Annotated in this window: 13 protein-coding genes; 11 read left to right on the forward strand and 2 right to left on the reverse strand. The window is 64.8% G+C overall.

The genetic code is table 11. The features are described 5' to 3' along the window. Window positions 1-18: 18 nt before the first annotated feature. From FHT37_RS19800 to FHT37_RS19835, 8 genes are all read left to right on the forward strand, one after another. Window positions 19-1,089, forward strand: coding sequence for a serine/threonine-protein kinase (locus FHT37_RS19800; protein ID WP_091730299.1), 1,071 nt, complete (start codon window positions 19-21; stop codon window positions 1,087-1,089). Continuing rightward, entirely contained in the window at window positions 1,086-1,880 is a 795-nt protein-coding gene (locus FHT37_RS19805) for a Stp1/IreP family PP2C-type Ser/Thr phosphatase (protein WP_091730304.1), read from the forward strand. The genes FHT37_RS19800 and FHT37_RS19805 overlap by 4 nt, the downstream gene beginning before the upstream one ends. Window positions 1,881-1,919: 39 nt before the next feature. Continuing rightward, complete coding sequence (locus FHT37_RS19810) at window positions 1,920-2,576, forward strand: FHA domain-containing protein (protein ID WP_091730306.1); 657 nt, start codon at window positions 1,920-1,922, stop codon at window positions 2,574-2,576. Between the two features lie 244 nt (window positions 2,577-2,820). Then, window positions 2,821-3,603: an MBL fold metallo-hydrolase gene (locus FHT37_RS19815; RefSeq protein WP_147240525.1), complete on the forward strand. Its 783-nt coding sequence runs from the start codon at window positions 2,821-2,823 to the stop codon at window positions 3,601-3,603. A gap of 267 nt (window positions 3,604-3,870) precedes the next feature. Then, on the forward strand, window positions 3,871-4,290 hold the full coding sequence (locus tag FHT37_RS19820; protein ID WP_183483823.1) for a pilin: 420 nt from the start codon (window positions 3,871-3,873) through the stop codon (window positions 4,288-4,290). A gap of 313 nt (window positions 4,291-4,603) precedes the next feature. Further along, entirely contained in the window at window positions 4,604-5,278 is a 675-nt protein-coding gene (locus FHT37_RS19825; protein WP_183495094.1) for a pilus assembly protein, read from the forward strand. 49 nt (window positions 5,279-5,327) lie between these two features. Continuing rightward, entirely contained in the window at window positions 5,328-9,089 is a 3,762-nt protein-coding gene (locus tag FHT37_RS19830) for a fused MFS/spermidine synthase (protein ID WP_183483827.1), read from the forward strand. A gap of 70 nt (window positions 9,090-9,159) precedes the next feature. Beyond that, complete coding sequence (locus FHT37_RS19835; protein ID WP_183483829.1) at window positions 9,160-10,959, forward strand: PglL family O-oligosaccharyltransferase; 1,800 nt, start codon at window positions 9,160-9,162, stop codon at window positions 10,957-10,959. A 33-nt stretch (window positions 10,960-10,992) separates the two neighbouring features. Here the strand turns inward: FHT37_RS19835 and moaC are convergent, their stop codons facing one another. Beyond that, on the reverse strand, window positions 10,993-11,475 hold the full coding sequence (gene moaC, locus FHT37_RS19840; RefSeq protein WP_183483831.1) for a cyclic pyranopterin monophosphate synthase MoaC: 483 nt from the start codon (window positions 11,473-11,475) through the stop codon (window positions 10,993-10,995). A gap of 61 nt (window positions 11,476-11,536) precedes the next feature. Between moaC and FHT37_RS19845 the strand changes: the two genes are divergently transcribed. After that, entirely contained in the window at window positions 11,537-13,108 is a 1,572-nt protein-coding gene (locus FHT37_RS19845; RefSeq protein ID WP_183483833.1) for a M48 family metalloprotease, read from the forward strand. Window positions 13,109-13,195: 87 nt separating this feature from the next. Here the strand turns inward: FHT37_RS19845 and FHT37_RS19850 are convergent, their stop codons facing one another. Then, window positions 13,196-13,552, reverse strand: coding sequence for a phage holin family protein (locus FHT37_RS19850; RefSeq protein ID WP_091731857.1), 357 nt, complete (start codon window positions 13,550-13,552; stop codon window positions 13,196-13,198). Between the two features lie 293 nt (window positions 13,553-13,845). Here FHT37_RS19850 and FHT37_RS19855 point away from each other — a divergent pair, with 293 nt between their 5' ends. Together FHT37_RS19855 and FHT37_RS19860 are read left to right on the forward strand one after the other, a co-directional pair. Continuing rightward, window positions 13,846-14,835, forward strand: a complete 990-nt coding sequence (locus FHT37_RS19855; RefSeq protein ID WP_091730334.1) for a TerC family protein — start codon at window positions 13,846-13,848, stop codon at window positions 14,833-14,835. A 356-nt stretch (window positions 14,836-15,191) separates the two neighbouring features. Then, the gene (locus FHT37_RS19860; protein WP_183483835.1) at window positions 15,192-17,465 is read left to right on the forward strand and encodes a catecholate siderophore receptor Fiu; all 2,274 of its coding nucleotides are present in this window, start codon (window positions 15,192-15,194) and stop codon (window positions 17,463-17,465) included. Window positions 17,466-17,526 lie beyond the last annotated feature (61 nt).

A 17,526-nucleotide genomic window follows, 5' to 3' on the forward strand; every position in this document is an offset into this window, starting at 1 on the left:
CGAAAGGCCCGCCATGCCATGAGCGCCTCCGGCTTTCTGAAGCGATTGCTGGGCCGGGGCGCGTCCGACGAGGACGGGCATGGCGCGCCTGACACCCTGCCCACGACACAGCCGATGCCGCGCGCGGCCGGCGTGGCGCTCGACGACTACGAGATCGGCGAGGAACTCGGTCGCGGGGCGATGGCGGTGGTCAACCGTGCGATCGACCGGCGCAGCGGCGGAACGGTCGCGATCAAGCGGCTGGCCTTGCAACGCGAATTCGCGCCCGAGGACCTGATCGACGTCCGCGACCGCTTCATGCGGGAAGCCAGCGCGGCGCGACACCTGGATCACCCCGACATCCTTCGCGTCCTGGACGCCGGCGAATGCGCCGGCGACACCTGGATCGCCATGGAGTACGTCGTCGGGCAGGATCTCAGCCACCACACGCGAGCGGGGCAGCTGCTGCCCCTGCGGGAGGTGCTGCTGCTCGGTGCCCGGCTGGCGCGGGCCTTGTCTTACGCCCATGGACACGGCGTCGTGCACCGCGACATCAAGCCGGCGAACGTGATGCTGGAGCGCGAGTCCGGCAGCGTGAAGATCATGGACTTCGGCATCGCGCGCGTCGCCGACGGCAGCCGCACGCGGACCGGCCTGGTGCTGGGCACGCCGTCCTACATGTCGCCGGAACAGCTGGCCGGCCTGCAGGTGGACGGGCGCAGCGACTTGTATTCGCTGGGTGCGATGCTGTTCCAGCTGCTCACCGGCCATCTGCCCCACCAGTCCGAGTCAATGGCCACGCTGATGCATCAGATCACCAACCAGCCGGCGCCCGACATCCGGCGCCTGCGTCCGGAGCTCCCGGAATCGCTGGCGCTGATCGTCGCTCTCGCGCTGGAGAAACGCCCCGAGCTGCGCTACCAGCGCGGTGACCTGATGGCTCAGGATCTGGAGGCGGTGTTGAGCCAGATTCCGGTCGAATTGGCCAATAGCACAGGCGCCACACCCCCCCCGCCAGCGGGACAGGCATTCGAGCGAACTTTGCGGCTACAGTCCCAGGGCGCAGTGCACAATCCCCTTCCCCCAGCCGATCCCGCCAGCAAGACATGACCCTGGAGTTCTTCAGCGCCACCGACACCGGACGCGTGCGCGACAACAATGAAGACTCGGTCGCCCTGGAGCCGGGCGTCGGGCTGGCGGTCCTCGCCGACGGCATGGGGGGCTACAACGCCGGGGAAGTCGCCAGCCAGATGCTGACGACCTTCATCAAGTCGGAACTGGGGCGCTGGCTGGCCGAGAGCGGGCAGCATGCGACCGACATCGATGTGCGGCGTGCGATGGACATCTGCGTCGACAACGCCAACCGGGCGATCTTCAATGCCGCCAACACGAATCCGCGCTACGCCGGCATGGGCACGACACTGGTTCTGGCAGTCTTCAGAGAACAGAGTCTGCTGCTTGGACACGTCGGTGACTCGCGCGCCTACCGCTTGCGGGAAGGGCAACTCGTTCAGTTGACGCGTGACCATTCGTTGCTGCAGGAACAGATCGATGCAGGTCTACTGACGCCCGAGGAAGCCGTCTTCAGCAGCAACAAGAATCTGGTGACGCGGGCCGTGGGCGTCGAGGACACGGTGATGCTGGAAGTCCATCAGCATGAGCTGCTGCCGGGCGACCAGATCCTGCTGTGCAGCGATGGGCTGTCCGACATGGTCGATGACGCCAGCGTGGCACAGGTGTTGCAAAGCCACGAAGACCTGCCTGAGGCGGCGCAGGCGTTGGTCGACGCAGCCAATGACATGGGCGGCAAGGATAATATTGCGATCGTTCTGGTTCGCGCGGAAAGTCGCACCAAGCCATGGGCGTGGTGGCCATTCAGTCGTAACAATGGGCGCCGTTGAGGCGGCCCGCTACAAATAAGACAGGACTCGAGGTCAAGCATGGGCAAGCTGGTGGTGTCGCTCGACGGCGTGGTGATCAAGGAAGTGCAGGTCACCAAGGACAAGACCACGCTCGGCCGTCGGCCGTACAACGACATCGTCATCGACAACCTGGCGGTCAGCGGCGAGCACGCCGTGCTGCAGATGGTTGGCGCGGATGTCTTCATCGAGGATCTGAACTCGACCAACGGCACGTACATCAACGGCAAGGCGATCAAGAAGCAGCTGCTCTCGCACAGCGACGTGATCGAGGTCGGGAAGTACAAGATCAAGTATCTGGTCGAGGACAACGCCGACTACGAGAAGACGATGATCCTGCGCCCGGGCACGGCCCCAAGCAGCGGTTTTGGATTGCCGTCCTCGTTCGGCGGTCTGGGCCCGGCGCCGGTGTCGACCGCGCCCGCCGCCATCAAGGTGCTCAACGGGCCGGCAGCCGGCCGTGAGGTCACGCTGACCAAGGTGGTCACGACGGTCGGCAAGCCCGGCGTGCAGGTGGCGTCGATCACCAAGCGGCCCAGCGGTTATGTCTTCGCGCACGTCGAGGGGGGCGCCAGACCGGTGGTCAACGGCGCGCCCCTGACCGCCGAGTCGGTCCCGTTGAAAAACGGTGATGTGATCGAGTTGGCCGGCACACAGATGCAATTCGTGCAGGTCTGACGCTTCGCTCCGCAGATCCGGTCAAAGGGGCTTGCGAGCCCCTTTTTCACGGCCGTTTCGGTCAAATCGGGCGTTGGATCGCCGCCAATCCTGTATCCAGATGATTCGGCGCTGTCGGTCGATCACCGACACGCGTGCAGGTTTTCACGGCACACCGGCGGCGTCGCGTAAGCGACGGCAATAAGTCCCCGATTCGCGGATTCGGCGCTTAGCGCCGCGCAAGGCTGCCTCTACAGTCCCCGGCATGAAGATTCGCGTGCTCGGTTGCGCCGGCGCCCTGGCGGCCGGCTACAGGACCACCTCCTTCCTGCTGGACGACGATGTGCTCATCGACGCCGGCAGCGGCGTGGCCGAGCTCACCGTGGAGGCGATGGCCAAGGTCGACCATATCCTCGTCACGCATTCGCACCTCGATCACGTCCTCGCGATCGGCTTGCTGGCTGACACGGTCCAGCGCCGACGCGCTCAGGCAGGCCGCCCGCCGGTGAAGGTCCATGCGCTTCGAGAAACGCTGGAAGCCCTCCGGGCCCACGTATTCAACGGCGTCATCTGGCCGGACTTCACCCGTTTGCCGTCAACGGATCGGCCCGCGTTGACCTTCCATGAGTTCGCCGTGGGCGATCGGTTGGATCTCGGCGATGGTCGCCGCATCGAGGTGCTGAGCGCTGCGCATACGGTTCCCGCAGTGGGTTTTGCCGTGGATGGCGGAGCGCTTGGTCACTGGGTCTTCACCGGAGACACCGGCCCGAATCCGGCGCTCTGGCAGCGGCTGTCGGAGATCAAGGTCGCGCATCTGGTCATCGAATGCGCGTTTGGCGACGACGAATGCGGGCTCGCCGGCATCAGCAAGCACCTATGCCCGACAACATTGCGGGATGAACTGGCGAAGCTAGACGGTTCGATTGATGTACACATCACCCACATCAAACCCGGTGAACGGGAGGCGGTGATGGAGGCAGTCATGGCGCTTCGTACGACGCATCGCTTGTCTGCCCTGGAGAACTTCCAGGAGTTCACACTGGCCTAACGTTCGCTGCCGCCACACCTGCCGCCCGCACCGATCTTCGCTGCGGGCGGCTTTGTTTCGGGTGGTCCCGTACCTTGGCCGACAAACTTTGGCAGCACCTCGGCGACTGACAAATCGTGGCAGGGTGGCTGACAAAAATGGTCACTTGAAGTCAGGCTGCGGCCGACAGGCTGTGAAGTGGGTCACGGAACGGAGAAGGAAAGCGGCTGGCACGACCCCTGCGTTCATGGAGGTCGTCTCTACCCCTAATCTCTCTTTGGAGTGTTTATGAAGCGCGTTCAACAAGGTTTCACCCTGATCGAGCTGATGATCGTCGTGGCGATCATCGGCATCCTGGCCGCCGTGGCTCTGCCGGCGTATCGTGACTACATCATCCGCGCCAAGGCGTCGGAAATGTACGCGTTCACCGCTCAACCGAAGGCCAACATTCAGGAATGGGTCACGGTCAAGGGCACGATGCCCGCTACCGCTGACATCGCCATGCCGACCGCTCCGTCGGGCAGCGTCGTCGCCTCGACGGCCTTCGATGGCACCAACATCACGGTTACCGGCAGCAGTGTCGAACCCAAGCTGTCGGGCCAGACCGTGGTCATCAAGAGCTCGCTGCCTGCCAACACCGAAGTCGTGGTTTGGACTTGCTCCGGCGGCACGGTTGCCAAGCAGTATCTGCCGGCCAGCTGCAAGTAATCTAGCCTTGTGAACTGAAAGGCGCCTGGAGCGCCATGAAGAAGGAGCCTACGGGCTCCTTTCGTCGTTTGGAGGTATTCAACCGAAGTTTTGCCTCGGACTGCCGCGTTACCATACCGCCGCCCCGAATACTCCAATTTCACGGAAGGCTGCCGACACCGAGTGGCCACACCTGCCGTTCTCCCCACCCACGGGTTTATTCATGCTTCCGCTGACACCGCCCCCTGACGCGCGCTTCGCATGGCGAACTCGTGTCCGTGCTAGTGCCATCCACCTGGTCAGTTGCATCGCGGTAGCGACGGCTGTCGCAGCGTTGGTATTGCTGGTTTGGTATCCCTGGCCATATCGGGTGATCTCGGGCGGCGAACACCTACTTTTTCTTGTGATGGGCGTTGATATCGTCATGGGCCCGCTGATTACTCTTGCGATCTTCGACCCCCGCAAGCCGATGCGGGTGCTCAAGCGGGACCTGATTGTCATTGTCGCCCTGCAAATTGCTGCGCTCTTCTATGGCTTGCATACGGTTTATGTCGCACGCCCGATCGCGCTGGCGCTGGAGGGGTCGCGTTTCCGTGTCACCACGGCGGTTCAGGTCGTGTCGGAGGAATTGCCGCGTGCGCAGGAAGGCTTTAGGTCTTTACCACTGAACGGACCATGGTTGGTGGCAACGGCCGAGCCATCGGCGCAAGAACAAGGTGATGCCATCTTCATGGCCATGGCGGGGGCGGACCTCGGCGCACGACCGTTGTTCTGGCGGACTTGGGGGCCTGACGCCCGCCGCGAAACCCTAAAGGTGGGCAAGCCACTCGAGCCACTCCTGACGTCGTTGGCGAATCGCGTGGAGGTGGACGCGGCCATTGCTCGCACAGGCCGCCCCGCAGATCAGCTGCTGGTGATTCCCGTGATTGCGCGTCGTCTGGATTGGTCCGTGCTGATCGACAAGACCACGGGCGATCCGGTCGGATTTGCGCCCGTCGAGTCATTCTGAAGCTCCGCTTCATTGCCTGACACACATCTGCGGACCACGCATTCCCTACATGACTGAATATTTGCCTGCAGTGCCGTCGTCGCTGACTCTTCACCCTGCGACGTCCACAAGTGACGCATGCGTACGAGACACCAAGCTAGCCATCAAGGCAGCGTTGGTTGCATTGCTGATTCTTGCGTTAGCGGCCAGCCTTGGCCTCTGCAGTTGGCCTGGAGCCTCAATCATTCCGAGTTTGTTCTTCGGCACGGCCATTCAGCGCTTCAATGTCGTGGATAGCGTTGCGGTGTTGTTCGTGATCCTGTTTTGGGGAACATTGCCTAGCCGTACCGCAATGGCCGTGTCGCTCATGGGTGGCTCAGCGGTCTACGCTTTGCTTGCCTTGCTGCTACCCGATGTGTTTCGCCCCTCCAACCCCGAACACATCTTGTTGGCATACGGCGTGCCATGTATCGCGCTGGTTATTCATCGTGCTGTGCTCGCTGGTCGTTCCATTCCTGCCGACTTGATCGGTTACCGAATGCGCGGCGTCTTGGTTCTTCTGTTGCTCAATATTGTTCTTGCGAACGCCGCGCTTCAATTGACCGCGGCGGCTCATCCCGAGGTCATGGACACCCACGCGCTGGCCATGGATCAATTGCTGAACTTTGGCTTCGCGGCGTCGGTTGTGCAGGCTGTCCGCGGATCTCCTGGGTTGCTTGAACTACATGAGTTTCTCTACACCTATACGCCTGCGTTCCTACTTGGCGCGGTGGCTTTGCAACTCGCAGGCAAGCGGGCCCATGTGCCGAGCGTGACGCTGATATGGCTGTTGATGACGATGTCCGCCTGCGTCGCTTATCACCTGTTTCCCATCACAGGCCCGCGCTACGTCTTTGGTGACGTGGGTTTCGCGACTGCAATCGCCAAGCCCGTTACTCTTCAGCAGGTCCTTGTGCTTGCCCCTTACCCCCGTAACGGCATGCCGTCGATGCACTTCGGCTGGGCCTTGGCGGCGTGCATCGTGTTATGGCAGACCGTGCGGCATTGGCTGCCGCGCCTTGTTGGCGCCTTGGCGACCTTGGGCGTTGCCTCGGCAACAATCGCCCTGGGCGAGCACTATCTGATTGACTTGATAGTGGCCATCCCATTCGTGCTTGGCGCAATGGCAATGGTCACGACTGGAGTTCCGTGGACGTCGGCAGCCAAGCGGCGGGTCGTTATCGCCGGCTTTGGCCAGTGGCTGGTCTGGGTGCTGTGCATGCGCTTTGCGATGCCCTTCTTGCAGGAGCATCAATGGATCGCCTTCGGTATGCTCCTCGTCACGATCGCGGTCGTGGTCTTGCAGATCTCGTGGCGACGCCAATTCGAGGCGCACGCGATCACCCCCATCGAACCAGCACCAAGCCCCCAAGCCACTGCGGAGCTTGAAGTGCAGCGTCGATGGCTGCATCGCTTCGGTCTGATGTTCGTAACTTCCGGTGCTGCGGCATTGGTGTATCAGGTCGTCTTCGCGAAAAAGCTGGCTCTGGTTTTCGGCAGCACGGCCACTGCGACCTTCACGGTGTTGGCGACATTCCTCGGCGGCATGTCGATCGGCGCACTGATTGGCGGCGTACTAGCGACACGCTCGCATCGACCGCTGCGCGATTACGCCATCGTCGAACTTGCGATCGCAGGCTACTGCGTGCTATCGCCCTTCTTGTTCGATCTCGCGCAGGCCGCATACGTGGCCTTGGCTGCGGGCGTGCCACCCGACGCGCCACAGCTGCTGGTGCTGCGGATCGCGCTCGGCGCTGCAGTACTCTCCGTGCCGACGGTACTGATGGGTATGACGCTGCCGTTGCTCGCTCAGGCGCTCGGTGCCACCGCCGGCTCGCTGGGCAATCGGGTGGCTTGGCTCTACTTCTGCAACACCATTGGCGCGGCGCTCGGCGCACTCCTGACGGCCTACTTCGTGATTCCGGCGGTGGGTATCCAGCGCACTGTGCTTATCGCCGCTTTGCTCAACCTCATGGTGGCGCTCGGCGCGCTTGAATTGCTCAAGCAGCCGGCCGCAGACCGTGCTGCCGTGCCGGCCGCTCTGGCCGGCTCCAGCCAGACGCCGTTCGGCAGCCGGCAGGTGACGTTGGCCATGGCGGCGCTGGGCATCGGTGGCATGCTGTCGCTTGGCCTGGAGGTCACCTACGTGCACCTGCTGTCGATCGTGGCGGGCAACAGCGTCTATGCATTTGGGTTGATGCTGGCCGCGTTCCTCATGGGCCTATCGCTCGGGGGCGAAGGCGCGCGCCGACTCCTCGGACGACTGTCCCCTGTGGCCGGCCTGGCCGCAGCCCTGCTGTGCCTTGCCGCGTCGATTGTTCTCACTACTGGCGGATGGAACGCTATCCCAGACTATTTCGCCAGTTTTCAACAGTACGGGGCGGTACGAAGCTTCGGCAGCCGCGAAGCGATCCGCGGCATGGTATGCATGCTGATCATGGTGCCACCGACCCTGTGCATCGGCGCGGCCTACGTTTTCGCGATGGAAATCGCGACCTCTGGCGCTACTGTCAAGCGACTCGGTGCCGCGGCGGCAATCAATACCCTGGGCAATATCGTCGGTGTGCTGCTGTTTGGATTCGTTGTGTTGCCGCGCTGGGGCGGCTTGGATGCGGCTCTGTTGATCGCTTTCTGCGCGATAGCGCTCGGACTCATCCTGCTCACAACCTCCATTGCTGGACGATCGCGACGCTGGGTCGCTCTATTCGCCGTCGCAACACTCGGGCTCCTTTGGCAACACCGCGACGCCACGCTGGATTACCGCACTCTCAGTTCAGGTGCCAATGTGTATTTCGCGGCGCAGGACTGGGGGCGTGTGGTGGACCACGCAGAAAGCATTGACGGTGGCCTAACCGCAGTGGCGCAAGGCGACCTTCAAGGCCGGCCTCTGAAGACGCTGCTGACCAACGGAAAATTCCAAGGCAATGACTGGCTCACCGGAGAGATGCAGGCACAGATCGGCTTCGCGATGGCGCCGCTAATGCATCAGGAGCGTCGGGAGCGGGCGCTTGTGATCGGCTACGGAACCGGGGCAACCAGCCGCGTTTTTCACGAGGCGGGTTTCAAGCGAGTGGATATTGCGGAACTCAGCGCCGATATCGTGCGGCTCGCTGACCAGCATTTTCCGGCGATCAACCGTCAGGTCTCGTCGCAGCCAGGCGTGCACCTCAGTGTGACCGACGGCCGCAATCTACTGTTGCTGTCGCGAGATCAATACGATGTAGTCAGCATCGAGCTGACTTCTATCTGGTTCGCGGGCGCCGCCTCGCTCTACAACCATGAGTTCTATGAACTGGCAAAGCGCAGGATGACGGAGGACGGTGTGCTACAGCAGTGGGTGCAATTGCACCGGTTGACGCCTGAGGACATCCTAACCGTCGTGGCCAGCCTGCGCAGCTCGTTCCACTTCGTGAGCCTGTATGTGTTGGGTGGGCAGGGCGTCTTGGTCGCCACCAACGATCCCGCTCGCGCGATGCCTCGACTGCAAGCGGTGCAGACGCTGGAGTCCTTTGCGGAGCTTGAGGAGGTTCGGACAATCCTTGGCCGGCCACTCCGAGCGCTGATCGGAGACCGGTTGCTCGCACCCGATGGGGTGGATCGCTTTGTGGCCAGTTCAGGCGTAGCGCCCGCCGTGTGGGTTAGCACCGACGACAATGTGCGACTCGAGTACAGCACGCCACGAGCCAATGTTCGTGACCCGCTGGCCTCACAACAACAGAATCTGGCGGTGCTGCAACGCTTCAGCGCGTCACCTTCGATACCGACGGCTCCGGCTTCCGCCGCTACCCGCTGATGAGTGAGGCGTCGGCGGCGTTGATGCGCCAGGACAGTAAAGTAGTCAGTCCGCAAGACGCAAATTGCCCATGACGCCCGCCGCGACGACTCGTACCGCCGATATGTCCACCTTTGATCCGGGGCAGTCGGTCGTACCGCCCCGCCGGCCGCTTATCCTCCTGGGCCTGCTCGTTGGCGTCACGCTCGCCCCGCTGATCGCCTTCAACCAGACGCCGTCGGCCACGCTTTACAACCAGCTGATGGCCTTTGCAGGTCTCGGGCTGCTGGTCGCCGGTCTGGCGTGGGGACGCTCCCTGCGCGCAGGCTGGCGCAACGACGGCGTGTCCCTCTCCCTGCTGCTGATGACCGCCGTCGCCTTGGCGGCGCCGTTCACCCATGGACTCCCCTGGTCCATGTCGCTGACCAGCATTGCAATGCTGCTCGGCGCATTGCTCGCAGCGCAAACCGGTCGCGCCGTGGTGGCCAACCAGAGAGACCAAGTGCTGACGCTCTTCTGCGTTGCCCTCGTCGGCGCTGGTGTGCTGAGCGTTGCCGTCAGCCTCGTCCAGATGTTCTTCCCGTCGCTGGCCGACGGCAACGTCATCGCACGCTCGGGGCTCGTCGGTCGCGCGGTCGGCAACATGCGCCAGCCCAATCACCTCGCGAGCCTGCTGATGTGGGCGTGCGTCGCGTCCGTGTGGCTGGCGCAAGGCGGTTGGCTCGCCCGCCGTCTGGGCGGAGCTCTGCGAGGCACCGTCGCACTGCACGTACTGCTCTTCCTCTTCGTTTTCTGCGTGCTGCTCAGCGCCTCCCGCACGGGCATGATCGGCGTGGTGATGCTCGCCCTCTGGGGTGCCGTCGATGCCCGGCTCGCGCCCCGCGTGCGCATCGCGCTGGGCTCGACGCTCGTGATGTTCGCCCTCGGATGGGGGATCCTCGAGGCTTACACCGCGCTGAGCCATCACGCCTTCGGCGCCCAGTCGCGCGTGTCCGAGGAAGGCGCCGGCTCCCCGTCGCGGATCGCGATCGTGAAGAATGCCATCGGCCTGCTGCAGCGCTATCCGCTGACCGGCTCCGGCTGGGGCGATTTCAATTTCGCGTGGACGATGACGCCGTTCCCCGACCGCCCGGTGGCGTTCTTCGATCACACCCACAACCTCGAATTGCAGCTGCTGGTCGAGATGGGCCTGCCGCTGGGGCTGCTCACGCTCGCGTTGCTCGCGGCGGGGCTGTGGACAGGCTTCGCCCGCGCCGTGCGCGGCAGCGCGGCCACCCGTTGCGCGGCCATGCTGGTCGCGATGATCGGCCTCCACAGCCAGTTCGAGTACCCCCTTTGGTACGCCTATTTCCTTCTTCCGGCTGCACTCGCTTATGGGCTCTGCATGGCGGGCGAGGATGCCGGCGAGCCGGCGTCGACGACAGGCCAGCGTCGACCATGGCTGGCGGCGCTGGGCGTCGTGGTCGCGGCCGCCGTGCCGCTGGTCGTGATCGACTACCTGCGCATCGTCCACATCTATGCACCGCCGACCGGTGCCGCTTCGCTCGACGACCGCATCGCGGCCGGCCAGCGTTCGCCGCTGTTCGCGCTCCAAGCCGATTACGCCCAGGCAACGGTGCAGCCACCCGGCACTGTGGCGCTAGAGGCCGCACGCCGAACCGGGCATCACCTGATCGATACGCGCCTGCTGATGGCCTGGGCGAAATCGCTGAACGCGGTCGGCGAGACCGACAAGGCACGCTACCTGGTCCAGCGCCTCAGAGAGTTCCGCAACACCGCCAGCGAAGAGTGGCTCAACGAATGTGAAGAGGTCGCGCAACTGGGCGCCGCGGCCAAGCCGTTCCAGTGCGAAGCGCCCTCGCGCGAATACGGCTTCCGCGAACTGCGCTGACCGTTTGAAGCGAGTCGGGCGGCGTTTCGACGATCAGACCTCGGCGGTCCAGTCGCCCGACTTCCCGCCGTGCTTCTCCAGCACGCGGATCTGCTCCATGACCATGCCTCGGTCCGCCGCCTTGCACATGTCGTAGACGGTCAGCAGTCCCACCTGCACGGCGGTCAGCGCCTCCATCTCTACGCCGGTACGCCCCAGCGTCTCGACCTGCGCGGTGCAGACCACCGCGCTCGCCGCCTCATCGAGTTCGAACTCGACAGCCACCCGCGTGATCGGCAGCGGATGGCACAGCGGAATCAGATCCGACGTCCGCTTCGCGGCCTGGATCGCGGCAATGCGCGCGACGCCGATCACATCGCCCTTTTTTGCGTTCCCATCGCGGATCAAAGCCAGCGTCGCCGGCTTCATCCGGATGCGCCCCGCCGCGCGCGCCACGCGGTGCGTGACATCCTTGCCGGAGACGTCCACCATGTGGGCTTGTCCGTCGGCGTCAAAATGGGTCAGAGGCGAGCTCATGGGCGCGGCAACAATCGCGAAACCGAAGAGGCGTCATCATAGTTCCCGCCCTGGAGATCCCTTGAAGCGACCGAACCCCATTCCCTTCAGCCGTCGTTGCCTGGCGGTGCTGCTCAGCGCGATGCTGCTCGGCCAGGGCGCCGCTGCGCAGGTGAACCTGCCCGCCCTGGGCGACTCGGTGTCCGCGGACGTCAGCATCGGCGCCGAGAAGAAGCTCGGCGACCAGGTCATGCGGCAGATCCGGCCGGACCCCGACTACATCGACGATCCGCTGCTGCTCGAGTACGCGCAGAACACCTGGCAGCCGCTGGTGAACGCGGCGCGCCGGCTCGGCAACATCAGCGACGACACCAGCGACCGTTTCGCCTGGGAACTCTTCCTGGTGCGCGACCGCTCGGTGAACGCGTTCGCGCTGCCCGGCGGCTACGTGGGCGTACACCTCGGGCTGATCGCCATGACGGGGGCGCGTGACGAATTGGCCTCGGTGCTGGGGCACGAGTTGTCGCACGTCACGCAGCGGCACATCGCGCGGAGCATCGTCGGCGATGCCCGGACCAGTGCGCTCGCGACGGTGGGGCTCTTGCTGGGCATCCTCGCCGCCGCGAAGAGCCGCAGCGTCGACGGCGCCCAGGCCGCGATCGTCACCAGCCAGGCGGCAGCGGCGCAAGCGCAACTGAACTTCTCGCGCGACATGGAGCGCGAGGCGGACCGGGTGGGCTTCCAGGTCATGACGCAGGCGGGCTACCAGCCCGCCGGCATGGCCAGCATGTTCGAGCGCATGGAGCAGGCTTATCACCTGATGGATTCGGGGGCTTATCCCTACCTGCGCAGTCACCCGTTGACCAGCGAGCGCATCGGCGAGGCGCGCGCGCGACTGGGCACGGCCGCGCAGACCAAGCTGGTCGGCACCTCGGAGCATGTCTTGATGGCCGCGCGCGCCCGTGTGCTGATGGACCAGCGCACCGATCCCTGGCGCGTGCTCCAGGGCCTGGACGCTGGCTCGAGAGCCGGCGAGAAAAACATCGATCAGCTCGCCGCGCGCTACACCAGCGCGCTCGCGTCGATCAAGCTGAGGGACTTCTCCCGCGCGGAAGCCACGCTGAAGACGGCCGACGCGCTGGCGGGCCTGCTCGGCGCCGACCCAGGCGCGAAGCGGCTGCTCGTCTACGCGCATGCCGAACTGGAAGTCGCCCGCGGCAGGCCGGATGCTGGTTTCGCGGCGCTGGAGCCGCTCAAGAACGAGCGCTCGCGCCCGATGCTGATGATCCGCGCGGATCTGGCGCAGGCGGACCCGCGGCCGGAAGTGAAGCGGGAAGCTGCCGAGGCGTTGCAGACCCACCTGGCGCTGCATGCGCAGGACGCGCTGGCCTGGCAGGAAAGCGGCACCTTGTGGCAGCAGCTCGGCCAACCGCTGCGCTCGCTGCGGGCTCAGGGCGAGAACCGCGCGGCACTCGGCGACATCACCGGCGCGATCGACCGCCTCGCGTCGGCGGAACGCCAGGGTCGCGCTCGTTCGGCGGACCAGTTCGAGGCGTCGGTGATCGACTCCCGGCTGCGCGATCTTCGTTATGAGCGCCGCCAGATGCTGATGGAGATGTATCCCCGCGGGGTGCCACCTGGCGCGGAGCCTTGAGCGCATCTCGCAGGCACCAGAACGAAGGCCGCTCGATGAGCGGCCTTTTTCATGTGGCGGAGGTGCCGTGGAGCCAGCGAGGTCGGCTCATTCGCTGTCGGGGAACAGCCGTTCGATCAGCACGTCGATCGCCATGCCGCACAGCGAGTAGATCAGCGAGCCGATCAGCGCCGCGCCGAATCCCGCGACGGTGAAGCCGTCCAGCACGGTGGCCGTGGCCCAGAAGAGCAGCGCGTTGATGACGAAGAGGAACAGGCCCAGCGTCAACAGCGTGACTGGCAGCGTCAGCAGCACCAGCACCGGTCGCAGGATCGTGTTGAACAAGCCCAGCACGAAGGCCGCGATCAGCGCCGTGCCGAAGCCCTTCACCTGGACGCCAGGGTAGAGATGCGCCACCAGCAGCAGCGCGGCCGCCAGAAGCAGCCAACGGGTCAGCGTTTTCATGCCGCTCAGCATACCGGCAGGCATCATCAGAAAAATACGAACTTGAAATCGCCAACAACACAAGATAATCCGAACCTTCCGAAAGGGGAGTAGCCACGCGGCCCAGGCCGCGGCAGACGCCCGTCAGTACGTTGCCTTGTTGGCAGCCGGGCTCTGCACCTGACACCGGACCGCCGTCACCGACGCGGCCTGGCGCCAGTCTTGCAAGACCTTTTGGCCGGACGGCGGTCGCTCGATCGTCGCGAGTGTCTTGGGGATCGGTACAGTCCGCCCCGTTCTTGCAAGGAGTCTTCATGAGCACGATCGTGCCCACCTGGTTGTGGGTGGTTTTCGTCGGCATCGTCGTGGTGTCGCTGTTCCTCGACTTCGTTGTCCTGCGCAAGCAGGGCGCGCACGAGGTGGGCGTCAAGGAAGCGATCAACTGGTCGCTGGTGTGGGTGGCGTTGAGCGTCGCCTTCATGGGCCTGCTGTGGTGGGCCGTCAAGGACGGCACCGGCGACACGGCGCTCGCCAACACCAAGGCGCTGGAGTTCATCACCGGCTATCTCATCGAGAAATCGCTGGCGGTCGACAACATCTTTGTCTTCCTGATGATCTTCACCTACTTCGCGGTGCCATCGGCCTACCAGAAGCGGGTGCTGATGATGGGCATCATCGGCGCCATCGTGCTGCGCACGGTGATGATCCTGGTCGGCGGCTGGCTGATCGCGCAATTCCACTGGATCCTCTATCTCTTCGGCGCCTTCCTGCTGATCACCGGCATCAAGATGTGGTGGGCGGCCGGCAAGGAACCGGACCTCGAGGACAACCCCGCGCTGAAGCTGCTGCGTCGTGTGCTGCCGGTCAGCAAGAACTTCGACGGCGAACGCTTCTTCACCGTCGAGAACGGCAAGCGCATCGCCACGCCGATGCTGCTGGTGATCGCGCTGGTGGGCATGACCGATGTGATCTTCGCGGTGGACTCGATCCCGGCGATCTTCGCGATCACCAGCGATCCCTTCATCGTGCTGAGCTCCAACATCTTCGCGATCCTCGGCTTGCGCGCGATGTACTTCCTGCTTGCGGCGATGGCGTCCAAGTTCCACCTCCTGAGCTATGGCCTGGCCGTCGTGCTGGTGTTCATCGGCGCCAAGATGATGCTGATCGACGTCATCAAGATCCCGGTGCTGCTGTCGCTGGGCGTGGTGGTGGCGATCCTCGCGATCACGATGATCTGGAGCCTGCGCACCGCTCCCAAGCTGCCCGAGCATCGCTCGAACGAGTCGCCGGACGCGCTGAACTGACGGCCCGCTGACGGGCAGGGCGCTTCCCCGCCCCGCCATCCCCCTCCGACCCGCGTGACGCGCCAGCGTCCCGCGGGTTTTTGCATTTCCGAGCAGATTCCGAGCAGGCCCAGGCGTCGCGCGTTCGCCACGCGGAAGCGCTATTCACCAGCAAATCTTTGACATGTACAAATGAGAATGCTTAGCATTTGCGGCCTTTGAGTCCAGAACCGGCCTCAATCACCCGCCACCGCCAGCCAGTCGCGATCAGGGAGGGGCCCGCCACCGTGCGCCGTGAAGCGTCGGGACGACGCCGCCAGCGCGCAGCCAGCCGAGCCGATTTCCATAAGAACTTCTCCCCCCGGAGCTCGATCCCCATGTCCCGCTACATCAAGAGCCGCAAGCACGCGGTGGCCCCGCTGGCCGCACTGGCCGCCTCCCTGACCCTCCCGCTGGCACACGCCGCCGAAGCCACTGCCCCCGCCGACGCCGGCTCGACCGCCGCGTCCTCCTCCGCCGCGCCCTACCTGCCCCAGGTGAAGATCGAAGGCACCGCCCAGTCCGCCTACAAGGCCGACAAGAGCGCCTCCTCCAAGCTGACCCAGCCGCTGCTGGAGACGCCCAAGACGATCTCGGTGATCAAGAAGGAAGTGCTGCGCGAGCAGGGCGCCGTCTCGCTGATCGAAGCGCTGCAGAACACCCCCGGCATCACGATGCAGCTGGGCGAGAACGGCAACACCTCCGCCGGCGACACCTTCCAGATGCGCGGTTTCAGCGCCAGCACCTCGACCTTCGTCGACGGCATCCGTGACCTGGGCGCGGTGACCCGCGACGTGTTCAACGTCGAGCAGATCGAAGTCGTGAAGGGCCCGGCGGGTGCCGACACCGGCCGCGCCGCCAGCGCCGGCTACATCAACCTGATCACCAAGCTGCCGCAGATCGATGACTTCATCGACGGCTCGGTGACGATCGGCGACGCCAGCCGCAAGCGGGCCTCGGTCGACGTCAACCAGAAGATCTTCGACAACAGCGCCGTGCGCCTGAACGCGGTGTGGCAGGACTACGGCGTCCCCGGCCGCGACGAGGTCAAGCGCAAGAACTACGGCATCGCGCCCTCGATCGCGTTCGGCCTGAACACGCCGACCCGCTTCTTCCTGTACTCGCAGCACTTGCGCCAGAACAACCGCCCGGACGGCGGCGTGCCGACCATCGGCTGGCCCGGCTACACGGCGGTGTCGTCCGCGACGGTGACGCCGGCCCAGGCCGCCGCGCTGATGGCCGCGCCCAAGGTCGACCGCAAGAATTTCTACGGCAGCGTCCACGACTACGAGGACGTCAAGGCCGACATGGTCACCGCCAAGCTCGAGATGGACATCGGCAACCAGATGACGGTGCGCAACGTCTCGCGCTACGGCCGCACCTACATGGACCGCCTGGTCACCGGCATCAACTCGATCGTCGCGGTCGACCCGGCCGACCGCAGCACCTGGACGATCAGCCGCTCGCGTCAGCGCGTCAACCAGACCAACGAGATCCTGGCCAACCAGACCAGCCTCAACACCACGCTGGCCACCGGTGGTCTCAAGCATGACCTGTCCACCGGCATCGAGCTGATGTACGAGAGCCAGGACAACCGCGGCTACACCGCCGTGGTCCCGGCCGGCACCAACGTCGCCAACCTGTACAACCCGAACCCCAACGTCGACCTGGGCGGCTCGGTGCGCAATGCCGCCGCCGATACCTCGGGCAGCACGACCACCACGGCGATCTACGCGCTGGACACGATCTCGATCACCGACGCGCTGAAGCTCACCGCCGGCCTGCGCACCGAGCACTACAAGGTCAAGTACAGCAGCGCCGCCACCGGCGCGCTGGACACCGGCAAGTGGGTGACCAGCTGGAACGTCGCCGCGCTGTACAAGCTGTCCGAGAACGGCACGGTCTACGCCGCCGCCGCCAACTCGCTGACGCCGCCGGGGGGCGCCAATTCGACGCTGGCCGCCTCGGGCCAGAACGCCACCGCCGCCGACGCGCAGGAGACCAAGAACTACGAGGTCGGCACGAAGTGGGACCTGCTGCACAAGCGCCTGAACCTGACGGCCGCGCTGTACCGCAGCGAGAACGACGGCCAGGTCAGCGTCGACGCGGTGACCAACGTCGCCACGCAGAGCGGCAAGACCCGCGTCCAGGGCATCGAGCTGGCGGCCGTCGGCCAGATCACCAACTTCTGGCAGATCACCGCCGGCTTCCAGACCATGGACGCCAAGGCGCTGAGCCTGCGCAGCTTCAACTCGACCACCGGCGTGCAGACCACCACCGATGGCGTGCGCTGGACGCCGAAGTGGTCGGCCACGCTGTGGAACTCGTACCAGTGGAACGACTTCACCATCGGTGGCGGCGTGCGCCACACGGCCGAGCAGAAGCGCATCGTCACCGTCAATGCCGCGCCGGCCAACGGCCTGGCGGCGCTGCCGGCCTTCACCGTCGTGGACGTGATGGGCGCCTACCGCGTCAACAAGAACCTCAGCCTGCAGCTGAACGTCACCAACCTGTTCGACAAGGAATACATGTCCTCGCTGAACAACGGCGGCAGCCGTCTGGTGCTGGGCGCTCCGCGTGCGGTGACGTTGATGGCCAACATCGGCTTCTGAGCCGATTGAGGTAGCGTACGCGCGGCCCGTTCCCGTTCTGGCGGGGGCGGGCCGTTCGTCC

Source organism: Mitsuaria sp. BK037, assembly GCF_014193045.1.
GTDB lineage: Bacteria > Pseudomonadota > Gammaproteobacteria > Burkholderiales > Burkholderiaceae_C > Roseateles.